Raw genomic sequence first — 24,453 nt, 5'->3', positions numbered from 1 at the left:
CAATGTCCCACAAATCAAATATTTCTAGCGCCGCTTTTCCTCATTTTCTATTTATATGCAACTAACGCCCAATGACATGGAGCTGTTTGTCTCCAGTTTACACTTGAAAACCCAGTTTCTCTTAGAAGAGTATCTAACTCATTAAAGAAAGGATATACTTCTGTACTATCCCACTTCTTCCCAATTCGTTCTCTCGCTTCAAGAGTACGTAACAATTACACCCCCCTGTTACTCTTTTCTCATCTTCACTTAAAAATATGTTTTATTCTTTTCATTTCTATCACTCCGCTCGTACTAAGCTATTTTATAATTTCGATAACATATCCACCTTTCCCTTCTAAAACAACAACCTAATCCATACATTCATGTTAAAATATAGAAAATAAGTTTTTTATTATGGAGGTGTAAAATTCCTATGTATATTTTCATCGGCTTATCCCTCTTGCTCATTTTACTCATTTTTTTATTCGCAAAAAAATTTACACCAAGCTCATTTATAATGACAAGTTTTAAAGGAAATAGCTTTAAGACATTTTCAGTTGGTATATTAATCGCTGCCACACTCTCTCTTTCATACGGAATGTATCACGCAGCAACATATCAGCCTAGATATTTAGATATTAAATTACAAAATCAAAATTTCACTGTTTTCGGTAATGTTGGTGAGTTTGGTTATTTCTCAGAGGAATTACTGAAAAAAGATGCAGAAGTTGAACTGTATTTTGTCTCTTGGGAAACATTACAATTAAATAATCCAGAAATAATAGTAGACTACCCTTCAGGCAAACAGAAAACATGGAAGCCTAATATAACAATAATACCTACAAATAAATTACAAGAAGAACATAATATTAAAGAACTTTATCAACTCTCACCGTATTCCTTTGAGGAATCTGGAAAAATAACTTTAACTATTAAAGAGAATAAAACATCTCATAAAAAGATTGCAATTAATGTGAAATAATTACAAATAAAATGTCCCTCCATTATGTTGGAGGGACATTTTATTTACATATGTATTCAATATTATTATTTTGACTGTTCATTCAATGTCGCAATTATTTCATTGGCAGTATTCTTTCCGTTTCCAATACAAGCTCCAATTCCTACACCGTAATATGAAGCTCCAGCTAAGTATACATTAGGATAAAGAGCGGCCAATTTTTCTTGTAATGATTGAACAGCTTGATTATGTTCTAAATGATATTTCGGCATTAAACCTTTCCAATTTGTAACTTCAATTACTTCTGGTTCACCTTGAATTCCAAGACTCTTTTCAATATCATGTAAAGCTACTCGTACTAATTCCTCTTCACTATAACTTTTGATCGTTTCATACACTGGATTAGTACTCTTATAAAACATTCTTACTAATAGCTTTTGTTTACCCGATGTATGTTTCCACTTCCTGCTTGTCCATGTGCAAGCGTCACAATGTAAATCACTGTTTTCCATTACGATAAAACCTGTGCCGTCAGCCGGTAGTTGTTCATCTAGTATGTCAAAACCTAAGTAAATACTTATAAGCGATGAATTTTTAAATTTATTAAAATGCTCATTTAACTCATTAGACTGTAATAAAGTTTGTGCGATATCATGTGGAGCTGCTAAAACGACATAATCAGCTTGTATTGTCTCATGATTTGTAAAAGAAACCTCATATCGATCCCCTTTTTTACTTATCGCTGTTGTTACAGCACCTTTTTTAATGACAGTCTCCTTCAGCACTTCTTCTAAGCGATTAATAATCGTTGATAGTCCCCTTTTAAATGATACAAACTTTTTATTTCCTGCTGACTGAAATTGTTTTTTATTCTCTTCAAAACCTTTAATAATACTTCCGTATTTATTTTTATACTCAAGTAAATATGGTAACGTGGATGCCATTGTAAGCTCATTCAATTTACCGGAATATACACCTGAAAGCACAGGTGCAATTTGTCTTTCCACTAACTCTTTCCCTAAAAAGCTTTCTAAAAATACAGCAAGTGATGTATCCTTTGTAAACTCCTTATTTTTCGTAATAAAATCTTTTAAAGCAACGATTTTCCCTTTTTTTGAGACTAGCGTACTGCTAAATAATGATTCAACACTCATAGGAATCCCGAATATAGTGTCAGCAGGAATTGGATGTAATATGTTATCAGAGTATATGTAAGAAATACCTGTTTCGTTATATACCATTTCATTTTCTAAATTTAAATCTTTTACAAGCGGCAAAACATGTTCATTACGAGCTACGATAGAATCTGCTCCAGATTCCATAATAAAATCATTTTCTTCCACACTGTGGATTTTACCACCTAAATACTCTTCTTTCTCAATAAGGATTAAATTTAAATCTATATTATAATCCTTCTTTAATTTTTCTAAATAAAACATAGTAGAAAGTCCAGTAATACCTCCACCGATGACAACGACTGTTTTCATATTTGCTGCGCTCCTAACCGATACAATTAATAATTCCTTTATTATTATAACCAAAAATTATCATAGTCGACTAGCAGCTTGCGCATTCTGTAAGAAATTAGACAATATATATGAATATATTTTTGGTTGATCATTATGGACTAAATGACCTGCATACGGAATAACAGCAATATGTATATTGTTGTTTAATTGTTTAAACGTTGTAGCAGCTGTAACTTCATCTTCTGAATCTCCTCCAACAATACACAGTGTAGGTACTTTAAGGTTATCTACATCACTTGTTTCATGAAATGGGTACCACTCCTTAACTTGCCACGATTCAAGTAACCCTTTCCAGTCACTTTTTACATGAATTTGATTCATATAAGTTACAACTTCTTCATTTTCCATCAGCTGTTGATGGCACTTTGCCTCGTACTCCTGAGACTCTTCCCAATTATCTCGCTTAACCGGAAAGATACCTGAAATAGTTAATGTACTCACTTTATCTGGATATTTTTTTGCAAATAATAAAGCGACTAATCCCCCAAGTGAAACACCTGCCACATGACATCTATTTATTCGCAAATACTCTAGCGTATCATTTAAATCCTTAGCAGAGCGGAGGAAATAATTATCTAATGTCCCCCCAGATTTCCCATGTCCTCTTAAGTCAGGACGAATTACTTGATAATTTTTTTCGCGAAAAAACTCTACCTGCTCTTCGAATTCTACTAAACCTGTCATACCACCAGAATGTAAAAGTACAATTGGTTCCCCTTCTCCTGAAATATGCGTATGTAGTATCATATATCCCCTTTCTTTAAAACGTAATATTCTGTCAATTATTAGTATATCGAATATATTTTCAAATTACCAAATAAAAAAGAACTATAACATATTCAACTCACGTCATAGTTCTTTCTATTTTAAAAACATAAACCAATTTATTAATTTATCTATTTCTTGGCTGAGTTCTATTACTTTTTCATGTTGAAGTCCATAATTTGAGACTAGATTCAATAATTCTTCTTTTTTCATTTCAATTACTTTTTCTAACTTCACTAATTCCATGTCGTCTTTATTCGCTCCAATTTCAAAATATATGTAATATAGTATAGCCTACTTACATAATAAGTAAAAGTCTCATACTAATGTAAAATCTTACATATTTGAAAAAACAATATACTACTAACAAAAAAAGAGACTTACACTAAGTCCCTTATTACAGAAGAATTTCGTATTTCTATTAATATGTTACTAAACCTTATGAATTTGTGCCATTTACTCTTATTTAAATTTAGAACCTGTTACTCATTAATAAGACAACGGAATTTATCTAACGTGATATTTTCATATTCTGGGGCTCTTTTCAAGTGGCCAAAATAACTATATGAAAATTTAAATATATGTCCAAAATCCCAATTTAATTCATTATAGTCTTTAAGCCAAAATACGTTTTCTATCGGAAGTGTATCAACTTGTTTTGCTTGTATGAGAGGTAGCTGATCTACTGGAGAATTCAATATTAATTGCGCATTTGAAGTTAAATTACGACTTTCTCTAAGTACATAAACTAGCTTTATTAGTGGCTTTACTCCTCGTTGAAATAATTCTATATGTCCTAAGTCATATAATATATTAATTGCATACGAAAAAGTAAGCATATGACCAATTAAATCGTGATGTGATTCCGCCCTATATATAATATTAAATTTAGATAATTGTTTTGGGTTTTTAATTTCACTTTGCATCTCATCATTATTTATAATTAGTCGCTTTACTTCTTTAGTTGTAAAACCAATCCAAGATCTACCGGGAATTGTTTTTTGAAACGATAATATAAGGTTTGCTATATTATTAATTTCTAGGTCACTCCCCCAATTGCTTAACTCCTTAATGGCTAATAAACTTAAAGAAGCGTAAATTACATTGTGACCAACCCAATGAAGCTCATCAATCGTGTGTTTCAAGGATTTGATTATCGTTTTTTCAGCACTTTGAAAATCGACTCCTGCTTTATAATCAATAGTTTCACCTAACCTTTGTTTATGAATCATCATTTTCGTTTGAGAATAAATGTTACATGCGGTTTCTTCATCAATGTTATGATCTTTCGCAAAAAAATAACGAACAATTGCAGCTGCTCCAAAATGTGCATGCCAAATATCATTTGTTTCTGTTTTACATTGAGATATAATCGAAAGCCCATCTTTTAATAAATTTGTATTTTTCATCTCTATTATCCCCTCTAAACCCTAATAAAAATGGATTTTTAGCATCTACAAAGTCGCCAAAAATCCAGGTGAAAACTCTTGAAACATTTCTTCCTTTACTGTTATAAATTTAAATTTCCCCTGTCGTTCTACAAGAATTAAATCTATTTCTAACAATACTTTGAGATGATACGATCGATTAGACTCATCTCTAATGTAGTCTCAATTTCTCTACAAGTATGTTTGTTTTTATTATGAAATAAATAACGAACAATTTCGATACGTTTCACTTCTGCTAATGCCTTAACTATTTTCACTCTGTGTTCATCTGATTTTTTTATTTGATAGTCATTGAACTATCTTATTTTTGTTTTTTTGTCAAATCCCTCCGCTTACTTAACATAAAAAGTAGAGAGTAAATGTGTATGTATTTATGGGGGAATATTCAATTACACACGCACCTATTTACGTAATTCAAAATTGCTAGCATGTTACCACTTTGTATTTCCCTAAGGCGGATACACCCTTAACTTAATGACGGTGTTAACACAAATAAGATATGATTCATTTCACTACTCTTATTCAAAAATCTATGTTTCACATTCGGGGGAATACGCACAACGTCCCCTTCTTCTAAAAAATATTCGTTCCCTTCCAATTCCACATATACTTCCCCTTTCATTACAACCGCAATCTCTTCCTTATCTTCATGTGAATAATGACTTTCCGTCGTATTTGCATGTCTATTTAAATCCATCATTAACATTTCAATACGAGCTTTCATAAAGTCTGGTGTTAATACATCGTAAACAATATGATCATTATTTTCTCGGTAAACCTTTTTACGATCTGTTTTCTTAGAAATGAGTGAATCTGTATCAATATCATTTATAAAAAGTGTAAACAGCGGTACGTTTAATGCTTTCGCTATTAATTCTAATACACTTAAAGAAGGATTAGCATGTCCCCTTTCAATTTGACTAATCAGTGAAGTACTGATTCCTGCATAATCAGCAAATTCACGAATTGTCATATTATTTTTCTTACGATAACTTAAGACAGTTTGACCTAATCGATAATGAATCATAACAAAAACTTCCTTTCGTCTATCATAGTGCATGTTTTATCCCTTTTGTGCTGACATACTAAACAGAGACAATTAATCCTTCCTTATCTCATTAAAGACTTATATACTAACTCTTGTACATTATATTATATACAGTTCATTATAATAAACAATATATCGGAGGAACAAACTTTGAAATCACCTATTCTTTCATATTTCATCTTATTTTTCGGCGTGTTTGCCTTATCAACTTCAGCAATCTTTGTAAAATTAGCGGATGCCCCTACAGCAATTACTGCTTTTTACAGATTATTGTTTGCAACGTTAATTCTTATTCCATTTCTAATATTTAATAAGGATAATCGAAACGAATTACGCTCTTTATCAAAAAAACAATGGGGATTCGGACTATTATCCGGATTATTTCTAGCAGCACATTATGTACTATGGTTTGAATCATTACAATATACTTCTGTAGCAAGCTCTACAGTTATCGTTACGTTACAACCTTTATTTTCAATGCTTGGAAGCCATTTTTTATTTAAAGAAAGGTTTACGAAAGGTGCCATTATAGGGTGTCTCATAGCAATTTCCGGAAGTATCGTAATTGGATGGCAAGATTTCCAAATTAGTGGAGAAGCATTATACGGAGATATTTTAGCTTTCATTGCAGCCGGAGTCATAACAGCCTATTTTTTCATTAGTCAACACGTTCGTAAAGATTTATCTCTTATACCATATTCAGTAATTAGTTATGGCAGTAGTTCACTCGTTCTCGGTATATTTGCTTACTCGCAGCAGTCATCTTTCTCCAATTATTCAGCACAAACATGGTGGTCCTTTATAGGCTTAGCATTCATTGCAACGATTTTAGGACAAACAATTTTCAATTGGTTATTAAAATGGATGAGTACTACTGTTATTTCAATGAGTATTTTAGGAGAAACGATTGGAACGTGTATATTAGCGTATTTCATTTTGAATGAAACGATTTCGTTACAACAAGGTGCAGGTATTTTACTTATTTTTATTGGATTAACATTATTTTTATTACAACCGTATCCTAATAAAAAAGCATGACATTGTATTGTCATGCTTTTAACTATTAATTATGTACAATCAAACCACCCGGTCTAAAACGACTCATCATAATTTCATTAACAAATTTCCCATGAGCCTTCAAATTCCCTACCTTTACACCCTCTTCTATAAATCCAAATTTTTCATATAAGGCTTTCGCTCCAGGGTTCGTTTCTAACACACCAAGCTCTACTCGCTCTATCATTAACCAATTGTCAGCAAGATCCAGCATTTTTGTAAGAAGTGCTTTTCCTATTCCTTTATTGTGATATTCGCTGTCTACTCCAATAAATAAATCTCCTGAGTGAGATCTACGTCCAGGACTTTGGGTTAAACCGACAAATCCAACAACTTCTCCATCATATTCTGCAACAAATTCAAATTGATTTGGTGCTAAATTACGAATTCTATTCTCCATCGCATCTACACGCATACTAGGTAAGAAAACCATATAAGGTAAAACATCCTCTTGAATGCATATACGATGAATTGCTCTAGCATCTTGTAGTTCTACTGCTCTAATGTTAATCCCCATCTTTTCCCCCTCCATTCAAATAATCATATAGATATTCTAATATGCAATGCGAAAATCCTTCCTAACCTTAATTAATCATGTTATTTTTATATAATTATTCCAGTATAATAACATTTTTAAAACTCAACACTTTTCACTCTAAACCACTTAAAAAAATCCAAGCGATTTTATTTTAACTATTCACCCGATTATACAATTCAAGTAGTTCCTCTACAGCAATATTATTTATTTTCATACCTGTTATATCACTATTTTGTATTTCAACATTTTTAAGATTACAATTAATTACTTTACTACCTTCAAGATCGCATCTTTCAAAAGAAATAGACTCCTTACCTTCTTCAAGGCTTGTATCTTTAAATTGAACTCCACCTAAAGTCACCAAATTAAATTTACTGCCTGAAAGATTTAAATCTGCATATGAGGAGTTCCTTAGATTTATATTTTTAAACTTTGATTGACTTACATTACAATTACTCATGTTCATATGCATTACATTGCTATTAACAAATGAACTATCCTTTAAATTCACCTGATAATACTCTGTATTTGCCAAATTACAGTTTTCGTATTGCCCACTTTTCATATCTTTATTTTTAACTAAGTTCTCTTCGCTTGAATCTGTCTTTATTCTTTTTACATAGCAATATTCATCTTCTGTTTCAAAAATTGTCTCAAAGCCCATTTTTTTATAGAAATGATGATTATTAACTTGTCTACTAGACGTCTCAAGATCCCAAATCCTTACGCTTGGAAACTCTTCTTCTATAAACTTAATAGCCAGTGATCCAATCCCTATCCCCTGATGAATAGGATCCACACATATACGATCAATTCTACCGTAAGACTTACCAGAAATCGTAACTATAATTCCACCGACAATTTCTTCATCCATTCTAACTTTAAAATAATCCAATTCTTCAATTGAATATATAGTCATCTCAACTGAAGAATATCCTGGTGGCTGAATGTTATAATCAATTACACCATCTTGATCACACAACCATTGTTTTGCTTCTTCATCAAATGTTCTTTTCATTATTTCTGTTAACTTTTCAGCATCTAAAATTGTAGCTTTTTCAATAGATATTATCGTCATTTCATTTTCCCCTTAATTTTCATAAACAAATTAGTTACTAATTTACTTTCGTTTTTATAAATTTCCCCATTATTACATATGGAACATCATCTTTACTTGGATGAAAGGGTTCCAATACATTCACCCAACCTAATTTTGCATATAAAGAACGTGCCTTTTCATTGTTTATTTGTGTTGTTAAAACGCTCGTTTTATTTGGAATCCCTTCTAATAATTCATTATGTAATTTCGTTCCAAGACCTTCATTTCGATATTCCGGGTGAACTGCTAACTCTACAAATTCAAAACAATCTTCTAACCATTGGTCTACTTGTTCCAAATTTAATGCTTCTCTCATTAATTGATTATATTACTGTCCTTCCAAAGAACGATAACCATAAGTAAAACCAACTACTTCATTTTCATCATTTATTGCTACTGCTCCTTTAAAATCTGTATATCCCATATGTCTTGTAATTCGTTCTACCATTTCATCAAAATTTGTTTTATTAAATACTTTACAATATAGTTTTGCCATATTAATAATTATGGCTTCATCTTTTCGTATAGGTAATATTGTCATTTTATCACTCCTATTTTTAGTGATTGTATTTACCAACACTCGTAAATAATTATAAAATATAGAATTTTTCATCTCTTTTTATATTAACCTATTATTCATTATAAGTGTTTAATTATTATCATTTTATCAAATGATATATCAACGATGTTTTATGTCTATTTCGTATAGGTGTTAGCAAGTTCGTTTACAAACTTGTTAGTACTTTTCACAAAAATTGTATAATGCTTCACGAAGTAGGAATCCGTTTTGATCAATATTTTTTCAAAATGGATTCCTTTTGTCTCTTATCAAATAAGGGGTTGTAAAGCATTTCTGATTAAACTTTATCCAAATGTTACAATAGTACCAGTAGTATCAGCAGTACCATTAAAACCATTAAAACAATTAGAGCAACCACCGCAACCGCCACAACCACCACAACTAAAGCAACCGAAGCAACCAAAACAACGGAATCCACCACAACGACCACCACCACAACCGCCACAACGACCACCACAACCGCCACAGCGACCACCACAACCGCCACAGCGACGAGCATCACCTTCAATATAGTAATATGGATATTGGTTTTGCTGGTCCCAGTACACAACATTTCCAGATTGATAACCATTAAGGCTTAACGCTTGTAGTTCTTGTTGAAAATTATTCATTTTCATGACCTCCGTTTATAAACTAAAACCCCATCGATACTTTCCTATATTTCTGTTCGTTAAATCTAAGTAGAAATAGCGCCATAAACTAAGTTCAATACGTACACCAACAAAATATGACCTATCACTAGATGATGCACCTTGTTCATATGCCTATTTTTAGGTTATTCTTACTATAGGCTCATTTTTATAAGTGGAAATTATAAAATATGAATTTAAACAATAGCATTTAGACTTAAGCTATTATTTTCCAGTTCCATATTCGTATATTCCATAATTTTGTTTGGTCATCTTCTTATTTCCAATAAGGAATCCCGTCTTTATTTTTCTTCGCCTCAATATCTGCTATATTAAAACGGAATATTTTTATTCATTTACAAAACACAATAAAAAGCTCTGGAGCATATTTAAGAAACAATTCATACTTCAGAGCTTTTGTATATTTCCTTTTATTCATTCGTTAAGCACCTTCCGTACCATAGTCTTCAATGGTTAGCTTAACATTATATTTGATAGGCGTCTTACTAAACACTTCATCCCAATTTTTTCAACTTTCTTCCATACTTTTGGATACCTGATTTTCAAACTAGTATTAAAGCCAGCAACATCAGTTTTATATTCCTTTTGAATTTTGTGTAATGTATGCTTCACTAACTGCCTAACTTCTTGCTGAGCAGATTGCTCCGCTCTTTTGAGAAATGTATTTTTAAATGCTTCCTCTGACTCAGACCAGTTTTCGGATAACCGTCCCACAGACTGCACATTAAAGGCTTGTATAAAAACTTTCCACTCAGGTACATAAGAAACAATCGTGTCCCACATTTTTATCATCCTATAACAATACATGATTTTAGAAATCCCTCACTAAATTGGAATTTATTACTAATCATTATGTCTGATAAGAAAAATTTTGATGCACTTAAAACCTCATGTTACATTTCCTCTTTATTTTTCATTTCATATTCAAAATGGTCATTCTTTATCAGACAAACAAAAAAGAAGGCTGCCTAAAAATCAGTTTTACTGACTTTATCGGCAACCTTCTTTTATAAAGTATCTTCTTTTTGTAATTGCTTTTCTTCTTTCCAAAGCTTTCCGGGCCAAAAAGCGAAGCGTCCTAATACAACTGTAATTGCTGGTACTAATAATGGTCTTACAATAAACGTATCTAGTAATACACCGATTGCTGTCACAATACCGAATTGAACTAGAACTTGAATTGGTAACGTACCTAACACTGCAAAAGTTCCTGCTAAAATTAAACCAGCTGATGTAATTACACTTCCTGTTTGTATAACACCAGATTTTACTGCATCTACATGATTTTGTTTCTTTCTATTTTTCCATATTTCAGAAACCATAAAGATATTATAATCTTCTCCTAAGGCAACTAAAAATACGAATGCATATAACGGTATCGCACCTTGTATTGCGGGAGCCCCCATACCGAAATGCAGTAAGACCCAGCCTGCGCCTAATGCAGAGAAGAATGATAAAACGACAGTTACAATTAAGTAAATCATCGCAACGATTGAACGTAAATACACGAGTAAAAGTAAAGCAATGATACTAATCATAACCGGAATAATAACCGCTTCATCACGTTCAGTAATTTGCTTTGTATCATATAAGGAAGCTGTTTCTCCGCCAATCCATAAATGATTCTCAGCTTTACTGATTCCTTCATCTTTTAATACCTTTTCTACACTATTTTTCAATTTAGGGATTTGATCTAATGCTTCAATTGAGTATGGATTTTCCGCTAAAGAGACTTCATACATTTGTAATTGATTATTTTCTTTTCCCTTCATTGGTTCTTTCACTTTATTAACAAAAGATAATTTCTCTATTTCTTGTTTAATAGGTAAATCTTTTCCCTTTGAATCAACTACTATCTTTACTGGTGCTAATTCTCCAGCTGAAAAATGATCCGTGATTAATGTAAATCCTTCACGTGATGGCATATCTTTCGGGAATGATTCTAATAAATCGTACGTGTATTGAATACGTGGTACAAATGAAGCCAATCCTCCTAATAAAAATACAGTTAGCATAATAATTGTCCACGGTTTACGTACAACAATATCACCAAGCTTTTTACTAAAGGCCCCCTTTGTAGTTTTTACTTTTAAAACTTTCTTTTTCGTAAACTCTTCATTCATTGCAGTTGTTCTCGGTATGAATGGGAAGAATGCAACTCTACCAAAAATCAATAAAAATGCCGGAAGAATTGTTAATGCAGCGATTCCCATTATGAAAACAGCAACACTAAATGGTACTGCAAATCGATGAAACGCTCCATAATGTGCAAGTAATAATGTTCCTAATCCTAATACTACAGTTAGTGCACTCATTATAATTGCTCCGCCTGATGCTTTTATCGCAAGTTGCAGTGCTTTATATTTACTTTCTTCTTCTAACAGATACTCCCTATATCTTGAAATTAAAAATAGACAGTAATCCGTTCCCGCTCCAAACAGTAAGACAGTCATAATCGATATAGCCTGTGCATCTACTTTAATCCATCCATTGTCTGCTAAAAAGCCCAGTGTCGGACTGATAATTCCATATGCAAAGCCAACAACAAGTAAAGGTAAAATTGCTAAAATTGGAGAGCGATACAATAAAATTAATAAAACCAATACAAGTAATACAGTAGCAACTAATAATTTCACATCAGCTTGACTAAATAAACTTACTGCATCCGTTTGAATACCTACAGGTCCAGATAATCGAACATGTAAACCGGAGTCGGTAATTTTTTGTTTGAATGGATCTACATCCACTTTACTATTCACTATTTTTCTTAAATCTTCAAGATTCCCTTTTAATATATCCGTTCCAGCTGATTTATTAAAAAATACTGGTGTAACAAATGATGTCCCCTCTTTTGATGCACTTTTTGATAATACTTGCTCTGGAATTGTATCAAATGGTGGTAATGTTGATTGTTCTTTTAAAGGACTGTCCTTTAATTCTTTATAAACGTCTTGTATGAGTTTATAATCCTTTAACTGTAATCCACCCTCTCGATGCCATACTACTAACAACGGATTTCCTGCATTATTAGGAAATTCTTTTTTCATAAGTGCTTCAGCTTGCTGTGACATAGCTGTTTCAGGTAAATTTTTCGGATTCGGTTCTTTCATACTGTTTACTTGTGGCAACGTAAATGAAAGTACTAATGTAATAAGAATCCAAATCGATAAAGTTATCCATTGCGTATTCTTCCCTGCTACAAGCTTCCCTAACATATTTAACGGGTGCTTTTTCATAAAAACCCACCTTCCTTTTTCCCTCCAATATTAATTATATATACTGGTCGGTCAATTAATCAAGAATGATTAAAAAATTATGTTATAATTATCTCAATAATAAATGTCAGGAGCGAATGTATTTGGATCAAAAACAACGTCCTCTCGGAAGGCCTCGTCAAAATAAAAATACAAAGTCTACAAAAGAAATCATTTTAGAAGTTGCAACTAGGTTATTTCTCACCCAAAATTATCAAGTTGTTTCAATGGATGAGGTCGCGAAAGAATGTGGTGTTACAAAAGCAACCGTCTACTATTACTATTCAACAAAAGCGGATTTATTTACCGCTACTATGATTCAAATGATGGTACGAATAAAAGAAAATATGGATCAAATCCTCTCTACAAATAAGACTTTGGAAGAAAGATTATTGGACTTTGCTACAGTATACTTACACGCAACGATAGATATTGATATGAATAATTTTATGAAAGATGCAAAACTCTCTTTATCTGAAGAGCAATTAAAGGAATTAAAAAATGCCGAAGATGACATGTATGAAGTATTGGAAAAAGCACTTGACAATGCGATGGGCCTTGAAGAAATACCTAAAGGGAATCCAAAATTAGCTGCCCATGCGTTCGTAGCTTTATTATCAATCGGGAATTTTAAAGATGAGAATCACAATCCTATTCTTGCAAATATAGATGAATTAGCAAAACAAATCGTTTCGTTTTATTGGAATGGGTTAAGTCATTAATATGTAATACATTTTCCAAAATAAAAGAGCATGTTTGGAGAAATCCCTTCAAACATGCTCTTTTATTATTTATATACTAATAATTAAATTATACTTTAGCATTATTTAACAAAGAAGTCTGATCTTCACCTTCTACAATTTTTGAATTTGTGCATGTATATTCCCCTTACTTAATCCCCCATGATAACAAACTACGGATTCAATTTCTAAATTTAAATACTTCATCAAAGACTGTTGAGCTTCCTTAATATCCAGAGTAGTTGGGGCATGAACTCCTCCTAACATTCCATTCACACTGTACATGGAATCCCCAGCGATAAGAGTTTTACTTTGTTTCAAATATAAACTAATATGACCGGGAGTGTGCCCTGGGGTATGGAGAATAATAATACCACCGCAATATGGAAGTTCTTGCCCATCAATCACAATCTCACTTACTTTTCCTTTTGGTAGGTTCTCTAAATGTGCACCTTTCAATAATGGTAAATCCCCTTCAATATAAGGTTTATCTAACTCGTGTGCATAAATTTTGATATTACTTACACCGTTCTTCAATAATTCAGGAAGACTCCCTATATGATCTATATCCTGATGTGTCAAAATGACGACTTTTAACTTATCAAAAGATACCCCAACTCTCTCCATCTCTACTTGTATATCTTCAATTTGTCCAGGGAAGCCAGTATCTATTAATACTGCCATTTCATCATCCCATAAAAGAATTGGATGAATAATAAATTCTTGAAATTCAAGGTGTAGCATTTCTACTCCTTTAGCAATCTCCATACAGCAATTCTCCTTTATAATGAAGTTTGAAAATATGTACGAGTACACCGAAAATATACACGGACCCGCTATCTTATAATATGTTTTGTCATCCCAATAGAGAATGCCTCAAACCCTATAGATTCATAGTAAGATTGCAAATTTTCTACACACATAAGTTGGGGAATGACCTTGTTTTGTTCACAGTGCTGGATTAATCGTTTCACTATTTCTTTTCCAATGCCAACGGACTGATACTTTGGCAATACACATACACCACAAATAATGCCCGTTATTACACCATCTGATATTACTCGTCCCATCCCAATTAATTGTTGCTCTTTAAAAGCATAAATTGCATACCAACTTTGTTTACACATTTGTTCCAATTCATTAACCGTTAATTTCAGAGAATTCCATCCTAAAGATTCGTATAAAGCTAATAATTCATTGAAATCTGTTGGATGTTCAATTGTGTAGCTTATTTTAATTTTCATAAACTCCTCCCTATTTACTTCTATTCCCTATTAAATTATTTTATTAAAAATTTCAAGCTGTCATCAAATTAACTAGAACAAACTTCAATAAGAAAAATAGAATCCCTTCTCAAAATAAAAAGAAATTATCTCACCTGAGATAACTTCTTTTATATAAATCTATCATTATATTATCAACCAAAAATTATACAGCTACATACGATAAGAACAAACAACACCAATAAACTATTTGAGAAATTACCCATTGAATACTGCCCCTTTATTTACTTATGTAAAAGATTTTACCATAAAATTATTTACAGCATAATATCTGAAAAAGACATTGCATTCATTAGTTATGTATATTTAGTAATATTTTATTTTTGGCCCTATTCGCCTTTCCTAAAATCACTTCTCATCCTTCCCTTCTTTAGTCCACACAATTACTAAAACAACAAATTAGTAAACATTAATTTACTATAATAAATAAAATCATTTGATTTATAGCTAAAATAGCAATAAAATAGTGACTAAATCCAAAAAGGAAGCGAAAACAATGTCCCATAAAGAATTATTAAATGAATACATGAATTTATTATTAAATATGTCAGGTACTTTCAAATTACTATCAGAGAAATCTTCTGAATTTACACATTTAGAGCAACACGTAGTGGAGTATATCGCCCAGCAAAAAGTCGCTGTAAATTTAAAAATGATTGCTAGTTATTTAAACATACCTAAACAGCAATTAAGTGTAACCGTTCGTAATTTAGAGAAAAACGGATACATTGTAAAAAAACAAGATACAGTAGATAAACGAGCCGTTTTAATTTCCCTAACAGAAAAGGCTGAAAAGGTGCACTATAAAAAGTGGAAACAAATTTATAATAATTTCACAGTAAACATCGAAAAGTTATCTGAAGAAGATATGAGGGATTTAACTTACGGACTGTATAAAACAAATAAAATGCTATCAAAAATGCTAAATACCACTAATCATATATAAAAAATATTTTTTATTATTAAACGGAGGATGCTTAATGGTTAAAGAAATAGATTTACAATCAGTTCAAGGTACTATGCTTATCCCCCTATGGGGACGAGCATATGGTAGTGAGAACAATAAAGATATTTTAGATGATACGGAAGCTATTCGTATTATTAATGAATGCGACTTTGATTTCTCTAAAATAGCAGATACATTTGGCGAATACGGTTGTATCACATACATTACCCGTGCACGAAAAATTGATGATACGATAAAACAATTTATTACAAAACACCCGAATGCTACTATAGTAAATATCGGTTCTGGTCTAGACACTACTTTTTCAAGAATTGATAACGGTACAATACAGTGGTATAATCTTGATTTGCCTGATGCAATCGCTTTTCGCAAAACATTAATTGAAGATACACCGAGGAATATAAGCATCGCTAAATCATTTTTTGATACTTCTTGGTTTAACGATATAAAATATGATCAAAGCGACGGTATTCTTTTTATATCAGCAGGTGTGTTTTATTACTTTAAAGAAGAAAATTTAAAAGAAATCATAGTTGCTATGTCAAAACGTTTCCCTGGAGGAGAGCTATATTTTGATGCTGAATCAAAGTTCGCACTGAATCTTTCGAATGCTACTGTAAAGAAATCCGGTAATAACGGCGCGATGATGTATTTTTATGTAAACAATCCAAAATCAATAGAAAGATGGTCTTCTAACATAAAAGTATTAAGCTGCTCCCCTTTCTTTAAAGGTATACCTACAAATAACGATCGGGATGGTAGTACACGTATAATGATGAGAATTGTAAACATAATAAAGATGTTGAAGTTTGTTCATTTGCAGTTTAAAAAATAATAAATAAAGAAGACTCCAATACATTTATATTTAGGTCATACATGTTAAGCTTAATAAAATCAAAGGCAGGAACATATTTGATATGTTCCTGCCTTTTTATTATGGGGTACCGATACATAGTCATCTAGCTAAGATTTTGAAGTACTTCAAAATCAAAACATTCATTTCACCACAGTTTTCTATGAAAATCCAGTTCATTTTTTTGTTTTAGAAAAGGATGAATTTCTTAACTTGCTGGCGATGGGGTCTCGTTAGCATTTTTGAAGAAAAACACGCTAAGCAAAAACATACAATAAGCTGCCCATATGGACAGCTTATTTACATAATTATCGAAAGCGGAGGTTAAAAATTCTTAGTTTTTTGCTCAATTAAAGCACTACATTAATCTAGAAATTCAAGTAATTTCAATTTTTCAATTATCATTGATTTATATTTGATAGCTTCATACTGTGAATTATCAATTTTTGTCTTTTTTATATTTAACATATCAAATATTTCTCTTTCGATATCTCTTCTTGCTTCTAAAACTTTAATTGTTCCGTCTAAACCGTGATAGCCTTTCATTTTCGCATACCCTTGATTTGTATAATACTCAATAAATCCAGCAGACCATTCTTTTTCTCTTTCATTAAATACCTTTCTGAATGAGAATTCCAAATCATCTTGTTCTATATAAAACAATACTGGATTTAATTTCTCTATGATTTTCGCTAATGCATTAATATAACTTATAACTTTCTCTTTTTTTTCACCATATTTAACCATTCCGATTGTTAATGGATTTTGTATGAAGCAACATTCAAAAATATAAGTTTTATTTTCGTTGTTGGCTATTTCAACAAAATCCCTCCATTTTTCAGTTATTAATTCAATATTCCCCTCTAGCGGTAATTCATATATATCATTTTTGAAAATGGTATTTAATAAACTTTCAGGAAAATTAGAGCTGTATTCATTTTCAATTTTTTTATATGGCAATAAATAATTGTTTCCTCGCTTCGTGACTCTATCACTAATTACTTCCCTAAAATTACCACTATTCACTAACAAACTTTCGAATTCAGTTTTATCAAAACAAGATACCCCATCATAATCAGCAGGGTGGTCTGGATTCCCTTCAAGAAATAACTCAACGTCAATATTTTTTTCAATTAGAATATCGTAAAGCAAGTTTGCAGTGGTGGATTTCCCAAAGCCAGGAAGCCCTTCTACTATGATTAATTTTGTATTCAAAAAAATCTACACCTTTCTAAGACAAAATAAAAAGTTTTAAATTAAAAATAAATTGTCCATTGAACTCACCCTCACCTCTTTTTCTAAATTTTACCATCTGAATAATGCGGTAGTAAAGAAGTTTTTCTTGTATATCGTATACATAATCGGTTGACATAACGTCACATTATCGGTAGCAATCAAAAACGGTGAAACCGTACTCTCACAAGAGCATCTTCTTTTTTTCTATGGATCTATGCATTTTTTATACATTCCTATCCTAGCACGGTTTTAGGGTTCTTGTTTGTTATTGGATTAGCTGAAAAACTGTATAAAATTCCGCATGCTCTTATCATGGGGAGCCGAAATGTTGGTGGTATCCCTTATATTTCCTTAATAGAAGATTCAACTCTTAACTTAATTTGCCCTTACTATCCTCCCTATCTTTCCACAAACTCAATAATCGTTTCACATACTTTATCCGCCTCTTCAATATCTGGAAAATGTGCACTATTTTCAAATATAACAAGTTTACTATTTTTTACTTGTCTCGTTATTCTACTACTCATTCCCACACCCGTGTTATAGTCACGCGCCCCGATTATGACACACGTATCAATTTCTAAATCTTTAATGCGCTCAATAAGCGGTAAAGCTGATCCTGTTTCTAAAATCACTTTACTCATCCTCCCTGTATTGTTAACTTACTTTCCTCCCAAAGACTTCGATTTAACTTTGCAAATTCTTCATTTATAAATAATAGTCGATCTATAGTTTTGGTATCAACTACACTCCAAACTTGATTATATTTTTCTTTTAAAGAAACTTCTGACTTACTTCTTATTGAGATTTGTTCATTCATATTTCCTTCTGTCACCTGTAAAAAACCTTCTATCTGCACATTATACATATTCATCTAACGATGGCGCTTGTAATACCATTTTTTTAATATTCTCTGGATATTTCAAAGCATATTCTAAACAAAGTTGTCCACCAAATGAATAACCTAACAAATTTACCTTCTTTACATGTAATCTCTTTCTTAATTTCTCTAAATCTTCCACTAGCGTATGTATTGAATAATCATCGTCATTTTTTGGTGCATCACTTCGTCCGCATCCTCTTTGTTCGTAATAAACTACTGTTATATAATCTTCTAACCTCAATCCAAATGTTCTTTCGAATACATAATGATTACCACCTGGACCTCCATGTACAATAACGAGAGGAATTGTATTATGAGCTGCCCCTGCAACTTTACACCAATGCTCAATACCGGATATGTGTATATATTGCTCACCATCTCTTAACATGTGATTACTCACTTTACCTCTCCCCCTTATGTAAATGCCCTTACTAATTTTTCGTTTTTACTACCTTTATTCACATTCTGCTTTCTCACTTTAAAAGCTTTTTCACCACACATAACCACACTTATATTTATTCTTTCGATTCTTATTTCCCCCTCTATTTTGACAATATTTTCATATAGCTATTACAGAAAAAGCTGTATCCTTATAGAAAAAAGATACAGCCGTAACCGAATAAATTTAGTGTATTATCTAAATCACTCCCATTATTCATTTATGAATATACTTATCAAACTCCTTCAATTTCTATAACTGTATGCTTATAAAGGTTTTATATATTGTAATGTTGAATTACTAAATTTAACATTACAATATTCGATAATTACTACTAGGAGGATACCCATGAATGAATCAGAATTTTACGCATATCACATCGTTACAAGGAAAGAAATGAAAATTGGACAAATCATTCAATTTGATAAAAATCAAACCAATACTCTATATCGCTTCTTTTTTGAAAGAGACCAATTAAATTCTAACGGTGAAGATGGCATAAAAATTTTAAACAATCATTATAATAATGACGGATTACATATAAATAATGAAAATGCTCAAGTAGTTATGAATTATATGGATCAAACAATAAGAGCGGTTAGAGAAACGATTGTGGAAATGGTTAGGCTGCAAGAATATCCTGAATACCCTTCAAGGTTGTCTTGCTTATATGCCTCCAAAAGCTATGAAGATGCTTTGAAATGGAAAGCGTTATTTGATTCTTATAATCGAGAAGTTTTGCAGATTGTTAAACTACGAGTGATTGGTAATTCTTTTGAAGGTGACGGAAATCTTTTACCGAAAGAAGATGGTATTCCTTTTTCTCAAAAAATTGAACAGGCTAGAGCGTATTGGCAAGGAAACGTTAGAAATGAACTTCCTGAGCTACTAATTAATGGGAGAATTGAAGTGGTAGAAATTATTGATGATTTTTCCCAAATTCATATTTAATTCCTGACTAAATATTATAGGATGGAGATTATAATGATGAAAAAAGTGTACTTCAATCATGATGGTGGTGTAGATGATTTAATTTCATTGTTCCTAGTACTTCAGATGGACAATATTGACCTCACAGGTGTTTCTATTATCCCAGCAGATTGCTATTTAGAACCAGCGATATCTGCAAGTCGTAAAATTATCGATCGCTTCGGAAAAGGTAATATTGAAGTAGCAGCGTCAAACTCTCGTGGGAAAAATCCATTTCCAAAAGACTGGCGGATGCATGCATTTTATGTAGATGCTTTACCAATTTTAAATGAGTCTGGGAAAGTTGTGACACCCGTAGCGGCCAAACCTGCGCATCACCATTTAATAGAAACTCTTCTACAAACTGAGGAGAAAACAACTTTATTATTTACAGGTCCTCTTACCGATCTTGCCCGTGCACTATATGAAGCGCCTGTAATCAAAGAAAAAATTGAAAGCCTCGTTTGGATCGGCGGTACATTTCGTACTGCGGGCAACGTACATGAACCTGGGCATGATGGAACAGCCGAGTGGAATTCGTTTTGGGATCCCGAAGCAGTCGCTCATGTATGGGATACTAATATAAAAATTGATTTAGTAACACTAGAAAGTACAAACCAAGTTCCGCTAACTTTAGACGTACGTGAACGCTGGGCAAAAGACCGTAAATATATTGGTGTCGATTTCCTTGGTCAATGTTATGCAATGGTCCCCCCTCTCGTTTATTTTTCAACTAACTCTACCTACTATTTGTGGGATGTATTAACTACTGCATTTGTTGGAAAAAGTGATCTCGCAAAAACACAAATGATTAATAGTATTGTTCATACATATGGTCCTAGCCAAGGGCGTACAGTGAAAACTGCTGATGGACGACCTATAAATGTAGTATATGATGTAAACCACAATGCATTTTTCGACTATATAACTGAATTAGCTAAGAAAGCTTCTACTCGAAACCCCCGCTAATTAACGTATTCTACTTAGGGGATGAAAGCTAACACTTGTTTAAAGGCTAGGAATTGCAACGAAAAGTTTATTATGTTAACTTTCACAACCGTGGTATAAATCCAGATGATGAGCCATCTAAAAGATTTAGAAATTGGTTGGAACTAATTATTTAATTATTAAAAAGAGTATTGAATTAACTTTCAATACTCTTTTTGTGCAGTTAAATTGCATTTGGTCAGAATAAGCATTAATTTCATTAGAGTTAGGTTTTACAGATTAACCATTTCATAACCATTTACAAAATACGCTATTGTTTCTAGCTCATCTTCATTTAATTCTCTATCTAGCTCTTGCTTATACGCTGCCTTTATCTTCTCTTCATCGCCTTTATGAGTTTCCGTATAACTTCCTACTGTTTTTAACAAACCAATCTCTCGCAAAAACTCATTTCGATCTATTGCTTCCCCATGAGAAAGAATATATGTCTCAGCATCAAATTTCTCTAATTCTTCTATTAATGTAAACGTTCGTTTCGTCGTATGGTTCCACTTTGAAGAAAAAATATCTGCATATATACAGTCTCCTAAAAACAATATCTTTTCTTCTTTAATATACATAACAACAGAGTCATGTGAATGATCTCCGCCCACATGCTTTAACACACATGTCACATCACCAAGGTCTAATTCAAGTTGATCCTGGAACGTTAAGGTCGGAGGAATAATTTTAATATTTCTTGGTTTTTCACTGAACTCTTTTTTGATACATTCCGCACAAAATTCAATTTCTGTACCTTCTTTTACACGTGCGTCCAATGCCTCATCCGTCCACTCGTAAGAAACAAGTGTGTTCATCTCTTTTTTCGTTTCAATATGTGCAATAGATACTGCATCTTGTAATACAGGCAATCCAAAAATATGATCCCAATGCCAATGCGTTAATGCTACGAAATCAGGATTTGATACATTCTGTTCTTTTAGCATTTCTAAAAACAATTGTGCATGTTCTTCTGAATTTCCTGCATCAATCATTAAAGTTTTTTCTTTTCCAACGACCATTCCTAATATAGGTCTATCTGTTTCAGAAACAGGTGTCATATACCAAAATGAGTTTCCTATTTTTTTAATTTGCTGCATAACTATTGCCTCCATTTATGACTGTGTGAAAATTTCCAGCCAAGAAATTTCTTTATTTTGTATTTTGATTATTAGTAAATAACAATGTCAAAAATGAAATCATTCTACATTTTTTATTATCTAGTGAAATACAAATACTAATTTTGACAAGGGAATCATTTCTCAACATTTGTTACTTTTAATCTATTTTACGCTACGAATTTACCTTTATATTATATTACAATTTGTATAAATGAGATATATTTTACAATATCGAAGGAGTGTTGAACCTTGAATGCAAAGGAAACAATCATTCCCTATTTCGGTAATGCGTTAGCAGCTAAAGAGTTGATCAATCAATTCGTTTAATGAAGAATGCTAACATATTACCAGATAAATAAAAAGCAGCAACTATACAGTTGCTGCTTCCATCATTTCTTTTTGTATTTCAACACGTTTGATTTGGTGAGGGTCTTTAGAAAGAATTTTAAATGTATATCCTTCGCTATTTACTGTTTGCCCTTCCTCTATATCATAATTCTGCATCAGAATCCAACCACCAATCGTATCAACATCACTATCATTCATATGTAATCCTAGTAAATCATTTAATTCACTAATTAATACCTTACCTTCTACGACAACATGATCTTCATTCATTTGCTGGATGGGCGGACGCTCATCTTCATCGTATTCATCACGGATTTCTCCTACAATCTCTTCCAGAATATCCTCAATGGTTACAATACCAGCCGTACCGCCGTATTCATCATATAACACAGCTAATGGAATACGTTTCTTTTGCATTTGTAGTAAAAGATCATGTATTGGTATAGTTTCAATTACTCCGATTACTGGACGTGTATACGATTGAATTGAACTAAATTCTTTTGTTTCTTTATTCATATAACGAATAAAGAAGTCTTTCACATTCACCATACCAATGATTTCATCTTTATCTTCCCCAAATACTGGGTAACGTGTATACTTTTCATCACGGATTATTTTCATATGGTCTGCTAAAGAATTATCTACATGTAGCCCTATAATTTCTGTACGAGGGACCATGATTTCTTTCGCAATACGATTATCAAATTCAAAAATATTATTTACATATTTGTATTCAGCTTGATTAATTTCTCCACGCTCATAACTTTCAGAAAGAATCAGTCGTAATTCTTCTTCTGTATGTGCTACATCATGCTCTGATGCAGGTTTTAAGCCGAACATTCCTGTTATCATCCTTGCAGAGCCATTTAACAAGCGAATAAACGGATACATGATTTTGTAGAACCAGATAAGCGGAGCCGAAAGTAATAAAGTAACCTTCTCAGCCTTTTGAATCGCCAATGTTTTTGGTGCTAATTCACCAACTACAACATGTAAGTACGTCATAATAGTAAAAGCAATCCCTAAAGATAATACACCTGCAATGGAAGGATTGATGTTCCACTTATCAAATAAAGGGTGTAAAAGTCTCTCAATCGTTGGTTCACCTAGTGCCCCAAGTCCCATTGCTGTAACTGTAATCCCTAATTGACAAGCTGACAAATATTCATCCAAGTTTGATGTCACTTTCTTAGCTGCCAGCGCACCCTTCTTTCCTTCTAATACAAATTGATCAATCTTTGAACCTCTTACTTTTACAATAGCAAACTCAATTGCCACGAAAAATGCAGTACATGCGATTAAAACCGCTACCATGATTAAATTAAATATGTCCAACTAATTCCCTTAGCTTCCTTGAAACTAAAGGATTCACCTCCTGATATATTTTCTCTTTCCATACCTACAATTTCATACACTTTAACATGAGATTGAATACAATCTACATTCTCAAAATGATGAGAGGTACTCTGAGAAAATCGAGGTCATTTAGCCACCTATCCGAGTCAACATCTGAGTCCAATACATTTCCACCGCCTTGATTAAATTATCTATATGTTAGCATGAGAAATAAATCCCAGTCAACGTTTACATTTGGTATACCCTGAAATTTTTAAAAAGGGCTTCTCTTCCCTGTTACATAAAATCTCTTAATGCGTGCATCAAACACTATCCACCCTCATAAAAAATACTAGCAAAAATCTAATAAATAATAGACTTT

General features: G+C 32.3%; 23 protein-coding genes and 3 pseudogenes. 7 read left to right on the top strand and 19 right to left on the bottom strand.

The window, feature by feature from the left end:
• Nucleotides 1–47: 47 nt before the first annotated feature.
• Nucleotides 48–215: an SAM-dependent methyltransferase gene (locus KPL75_RS25845; RefSeq protein WP_219918385.1), complete on the bottom strand. Its 168-nt coding sequence runs from the start codon at nucleotides 213–215 to the stop codon at nucleotides 48–50.
• A gap of 200 nt (nucleotides 216–415) precedes the next feature.
• Between KPL75_RS25845 and KPL75_RS25840 the strand changes: the two genes are divergently transcribed.
• Nucleotides 416–964 carry a hypothetical protein gene (locus KPL75_RS25840; protein WP_219918384.1) on the top strand — a complete coding sequence of 183 codons (549 nt, stop codon included), beginning with the start codon at nucleotides 416–418 and terminating at the stop codon, nucleotides 962–964.
• 65 nt (nucleotides 965–1,029) lie between these two features.
• On the opposite strand, the gene KPL75_RS25835 is transcribed toward KPL75_RS25840, so the two are convergent.
• The 6 genes from KPL75_RS25835 to KPL75_RS25810 all read right to left on the bottom strand — a co-directional run bounded on the left by KPL75_RS25835 (nucleotide 1,030) and on the right by KPL75_RS25810 (nucleotide 5,745).
• Nucleotides 1,030–2,430 carry a protoporphyrinogen oxidase gene (locus tag KPL75_RS25835; RefSeq protein WP_002148030.1) on the bottom strand — a complete coding sequence of 467 codons (1,401 nt, stop codon included), beginning with the start codon at nucleotides 2,428–2,430 and terminating at the stop codon, nucleotides 1,030–1,032.
• 60 nt (nucleotides 2,431–2,490) lie between these two features.
• Nucleotides 2,491–3,219 (bottom strand): alpha/beta fold hydrolase, encoded by a 729-nt coding sequence (locus KPL75_RS25830; RefSeq protein ID WP_219918383.1) that lies wholly within the window; start codon nucleotides 3,217–3,219, stop codon nucleotides 2,491–2,493.
• 114 nt (nucleotides 3,220–3,333) lie between these two features.
• Nucleotides 3,334–3,483, bottom strand: coding sequence for an aspartyl-phosphate phosphatase Spo0E family protein (locus tag KPL75_RS25825; protein ID WP_219918382.1), 150 nt, complete (start codon nucleotides 3,481–3,483; stop codon nucleotides 3,334–3,336).
• 236 nt (nucleotides 3,484–3,719) lie between these two features.
• Entirely contained in the window at nucleotides 3,720–4,646 is a 927-nt protein-coding gene (locus tag KPL75_RS25820) for a hypothetical protein (RefSeq protein ID WP_219918381.1), read from the bottom strand.
• A 149-nt stretch (nucleotides 4,647–4,795) separates the two neighbouring features.
• On the bottom strand, nucleotides 4,796–4,942 hold the full coding sequence (locus KPL75_RS27580; protein WP_258236994.1) for a hypothetical protein: 147 nt from the start codon (nucleotides 4,940–4,942) through the stop codon (nucleotides 4,796–4,798).
• A gap of 209 nt (nucleotides 4,943–5,151) precedes the next feature.
• A complete protein-coding gene (locus KPL75_RS25810) occupies nucleotides 5,152–5,745 on the bottom strand; it encodes a helix-turn-helix domain-containing protein (protein ID WP_219918380.1) in 594 nt (197 codons plus the stop codon).
• Nucleotides 5,746–5,883: 138 nt separating this feature from the next.
• Here KPL75_RS25810 and KPL75_RS25805 point away from each other — a divergent pair, with 138 nt between their 5' ends.
• Nucleotides 5,884–6,771 carry a DMT family transporter gene (locus KPL75_RS25805; protein ID WP_219918379.1) on the top strand — a complete coding sequence of 296 codons (888 nt, stop codon included), beginning with the start codon at nucleotides 5,884–5,886 and terminating at the stop codon, nucleotides 6,769–6,771.
• 25 nt (nucleotides 6,772–6,796) lie between these two features.
• Here KPL75_RS25805 and KPL75_RS25800 read toward each other — a convergent pair whose 3' ends face one another.
• The 6 genes and pseudogenes from KPL75_RS25800 to KPL75_RS25775 all read right to left on the bottom strand — a co-directional run bounded on the left by KPL75_RS25800 (nucleotide 6,797) and on the right by KPL75_RS25775 (nucleotide 12,892).
• A complete protein-coding gene (locus tag KPL75_RS25800) occupies nucleotides 6,797–7,306 on the bottom strand; it encodes a GNAT family N-acetyltransferase (RefSeq protein ID WP_219918378.1) in 510 nt (169 codons plus the stop codon).
• A gap of 172 nt (nucleotides 7,307–7,478) precedes the next feature.
• Entirely contained in the window at nucleotides 7,479–8,405 is a 927-nt protein-coding gene (locus KPL75_RS25795; RefSeq protein WP_219918377.1) for a GNAT family N-acetyltransferase, read from the bottom strand.
• Between the two features lie 37 nt (nucleotides 8,406–8,442).
• A pseudogene (locus tag KPL75_RS25790) lies at nucleotides 8,443–8,967 on the bottom strand (GNAT family N-acetyltransferase).
• Nucleotides 8,968–9,290: 323 nt separating this feature from the next.
• A complete protein-coding gene (locus KPL75_RS25785; protein ID WP_002136253.1) occupies nucleotides 9,291–9,617 on the bottom strand; it encodes a heterocycloanthracin/sonorensin family bacteriocin in 327 nt (108 codons plus the stop codon).
• A gap of 460 nt (nucleotides 9,618–10,077) precedes the next feature.
• Nucleotides 10,078–10,382, bottom strand: a pseudogene (locus KPL75_RS25780) (Ger(x)C family spore germination C-terminal domain-containing protein); the annotation flags it as partial.
• A 281-nt stretch (nucleotides 10,383–10,663) separates the two neighbouring features.
• Nucleotides 10,664–12,892: an MMPL family transporter gene (locus KPL75_RS25775; protein WP_219918376.1), complete on the bottom strand. Its 2,229-nt coding sequence runs from the start codon at nucleotides 12,890–12,892 to the stop codon at nucleotides 10,664–10,666.
• A gap of 122 nt (nucleotides 12,893–13,014) precedes the next feature.
• On the opposite strand from KPL75_RS25775, the gene KPL75_RS25770 reads away from it, so the two are divergent.
• The gene (locus KPL75_RS25770; RefSeq protein WP_219918375.1) at nucleotides 13,015–13,632 is read left to right on the top strand and encodes a TetR/AcrR family transcriptional regulator; all 618 of its coding nucleotides are present in this window, start codon (nucleotides 13,015–13,017) and stop codon (nucleotides 13,630–13,632) included.
• A 132-nt stretch (nucleotides 13,633–13,764) separates the two neighbouring features.
• Here the strand turns inward: KPL75_RS25770 and KPL75_RS25765 are convergent, their stop codons facing one another.
• Nucleotides 13,765–14,418: an MBL fold metallo-hydrolase gene (locus KPL75_RS25765; protein ID WP_002148046.1), complete on the bottom strand. Its 654-nt coding sequence runs from the start codon at nucleotides 14,416–14,418 to the stop codon at nucleotides 13,765–13,767.
• 68 nt (nucleotides 14,419–14,486) lie between these two features.
• Complete coding sequence (locus KPL75_RS25760) at nucleotides 14,487–14,894, bottom strand: GNAT family N-acetyltransferase (protein WP_002148047.1); 408 nt, start codon at nucleotides 14,892–14,894, stop codon at nucleotides 14,487–14,489.
• A 535-nt stretch (nucleotides 14,895–15,429) separates the two neighbouring features.
• Between KPL75_RS25760 and KPL75_RS25755 the strand changes: the two genes are divergently transcribed.
• Together KPL75_RS25755 and KPL75_RS25750 are read left to right on the top strand one after the other, a co-directional pair.
• On the top strand, nucleotides 15,430–15,879 hold the full coding sequence (locus KPL75_RS25755) for a MarR family winged helix-turn-helix transcriptional regulator (RefSeq protein ID WP_219918374.1): 450 nt from the start codon (nucleotides 15,430–15,432) through the stop codon (nucleotides 15,877–15,879).
• A 34-nt stretch (nucleotides 15,880–15,913) separates the two neighbouring features.
• Entirely contained in the window at nucleotides 15,914–16,735 is an 822-nt protein-coding gene (locus tag KPL75_RS25750; RefSeq protein WP_219918373.1) for a class I SAM-dependent methyltransferase, read from the top strand.
• A 381-nt stretch (nucleotides 16,736–17,116) separates the two neighbouring features.
• Here the strand turns inward: KPL75_RS25750 and KPL75_RS25745 are convergent, their stop codons facing one another.
• The gene (locus KPL75_RS25745) at nucleotides 17,117–17,968 is read right to left on the bottom strand and encodes a P-loop NTPase family protein (protein ID WP_219918372.1); all 852 of its coding nucleotides are present in this window, start codon (nucleotides 17,966–17,968) and stop codon (nucleotides 17,117–17,119) included.
• 419 nt (nucleotides 17,969–18,387) lie between these two features.
• Nucleotides 18,388–19,260, bottom strand: a pseudogene (locus tag KPL75_RS25740) (alpha/beta fold hydrolase).
• A 399-nt stretch (nucleotides 19,261–19,659) separates the two neighbouring features.
• Here KPL75_RS25740 and KPL75_RS25735 point away from each other — a divergent pair.
• Together KPL75_RS25735 and KPL75_RS25730 are read left to right on the top strand one after the other, a co-directional pair.
• Nucleotides 19,660–20,262, top strand: a complete 603-nt coding sequence (locus KPL75_RS25735) for a DUF2441 domain-containing protein (RefSeq protein ID WP_219918371.1) — start codon at nucleotides 19,660–19,662, stop codon at nucleotides 20,260–20,262.
• 33 nt (nucleotides 20,263–20,295) lie between these two features.
• Complete coding sequence (locus KPL75_RS25730; RefSeq protein WP_219918370.1) at nucleotides 20,296–21,249, top strand: nucleoside hydrolase; 954 nt, start codon at nucleotides 20,296–20,298, stop codon at nucleotides 21,247–21,249.
• A 251-nt stretch (nucleotides 21,250–21,500) separates the two neighbouring features.
• Here the strand turns inward: KPL75_RS25730 and KPL75_RS25725 are convergent, their stop codons facing one another.
• Together KPL75_RS25725 and KPL75_RS25720 are read right to left on the bottom strand one after the other, a co-directional pair.
• On the bottom strand, nucleotides 21,501–22,367 hold the full coding sequence (locus tag KPL75_RS25725; protein ID WP_219918369.1) for an MBL fold metallo-hydrolase: 867 nt from the start codon (nucleotides 22,365–22,367) through the stop codon (nucleotides 21,501–21,503).
• 390 nt (nucleotides 22,368–22,757) lie between these two features.
• Nucleotides 22,758–24,071, bottom strand: a complete 1,314-nt coding sequence (locus KPL75_RS25720; protein ID WP_219918368.1) for a hemolysin family protein — start codon at nucleotides 24,069–24,071, stop codon at nucleotides 22,758–22,760.
• Between the last annotated feature and the right edge of the window lie 382 nt (nucleotides 24,072–24,453).

The sequence above is a fragment of the Bacillus sp. NP247 genome (genome assembly GCF_018966865.1).
GTDB lineage: Bacteria > Bacillota > Bacilli > Bacillales > Bacillaceae_G > Bacillus_A.
This window is presented reverse-complemented; position numbering and strand designations above follow the sequence as displayed.

Coding starts and splice junctions, on each gene's coding strand:
- KPL75_RS25750 (WP_219918373.1), top strand. CDS start 15,914: ATGGTTAAAGAAATAGATTTACAATCAGTTCAAGGTACTATGCTTATC.
- KPL75_RS25825 (WP_219918382.1), bottom strand. CDS start 3,483: ATGGAATTAGTGAAGTTAGAAAAAGTAATTGAAATGAAAAAAGAAGAA.
- KPL75_RS25820 (WP_219918381.1), bottom strand. CDS start 4,646: ATGAAAAATACAAATTTATTAAAAGATGGGCTTTCGATTATATCTCAA.
- KPL75_RS25810 (WP_219918380.1), bottom strand. CDS start 5,745: ATGCACTATGATAGACGAAAGGAAGTTTTTGTTATGATTCATTATCGA.
- KPL75_RS25840 (WP_219918384.1), top strand. CDS start 416: ATGTATATTTTCATCGGCTTATCCCTCTTGCTCATTTTACTCATTTTT.
- KPL75_RS25735 (WP_219918371.1), top strand. CDS start 19,660: ATGAATGAATCAGAATTTTACGCATATCACATCGTTACAAGGAAAGAA.
- KPL75_RS25775 (WP_219918376.1), bottom strand. CDS start 12,892: ATGAAAAAGCACCCGTTAAATATGTTAGGGAAGCTTGTAGCAGGGAAG.
- KPL75_RS25755 (WP_219918374.1), top strand. CDS start 15,430: ATGTCCCATAAAGAATTATTAAATGAATACATGAATTTATTATTAAAT.
- KPL75_RS25785 (WP_002136253.1), bottom strand. CDS start 9,617: ATGAATAATTTTCAACAAGAACTACAAGCGTTAAGCCTTAATGGTTAT.
- KPL75_RS25800 (WP_219918378.1), bottom strand. CDS start 7,306: ATGGGGATTAACATTAGAGCAGTAGAACTACAAGATGCTAGAGCAATT.
- KPL75_RS25835 (WP_002148030.1), bottom strand. CDS start 2,430: ATGAAAACAGTCGTTGTCATCGGTGGAGGTATTACTGGACTTTCTACT.
- KPL75_RS25795 (WP_219918377.1), bottom strand. CDS start 8,405: ATGACGATAATATCTATTGAAAAAGCTACAATTTTAGATGCTGAAAAG.
- KPL75_RS25830 (WP_219918383.1), bottom strand. CDS start 3,219: ATGATACTACATACGCATATTTCAGGAGAAGGGGAACCAATTGTACTT.
- KPL75_RS25765 (WP_002148046.1), bottom strand. CDS start 14,418: ATGGAGATTGCTAAAGGAGTAGAAATGCTACACCTTGAATTTCAAGAA.
- KPL75_RS25725 (WP_219918369.1), bottom strand. CDS start 22,367: ATGCAGCAAATTAAAAAAATAGGAAACTCATTTTGGTATATGACACCT.
- KPL75_RS25730 (WP_219918370.1), top strand. CDS start 20,296: ATGATGAAAAAAGTGTACTTCAATCATGATGGTGGTGTAGATGATTTA.
- KPL75_RS25760 (WP_002148047.1), bottom strand. CDS start 14,894: ATGAAAATTAAAATAAGCTACACAATTGAACATCCAACAGATTTCAAT.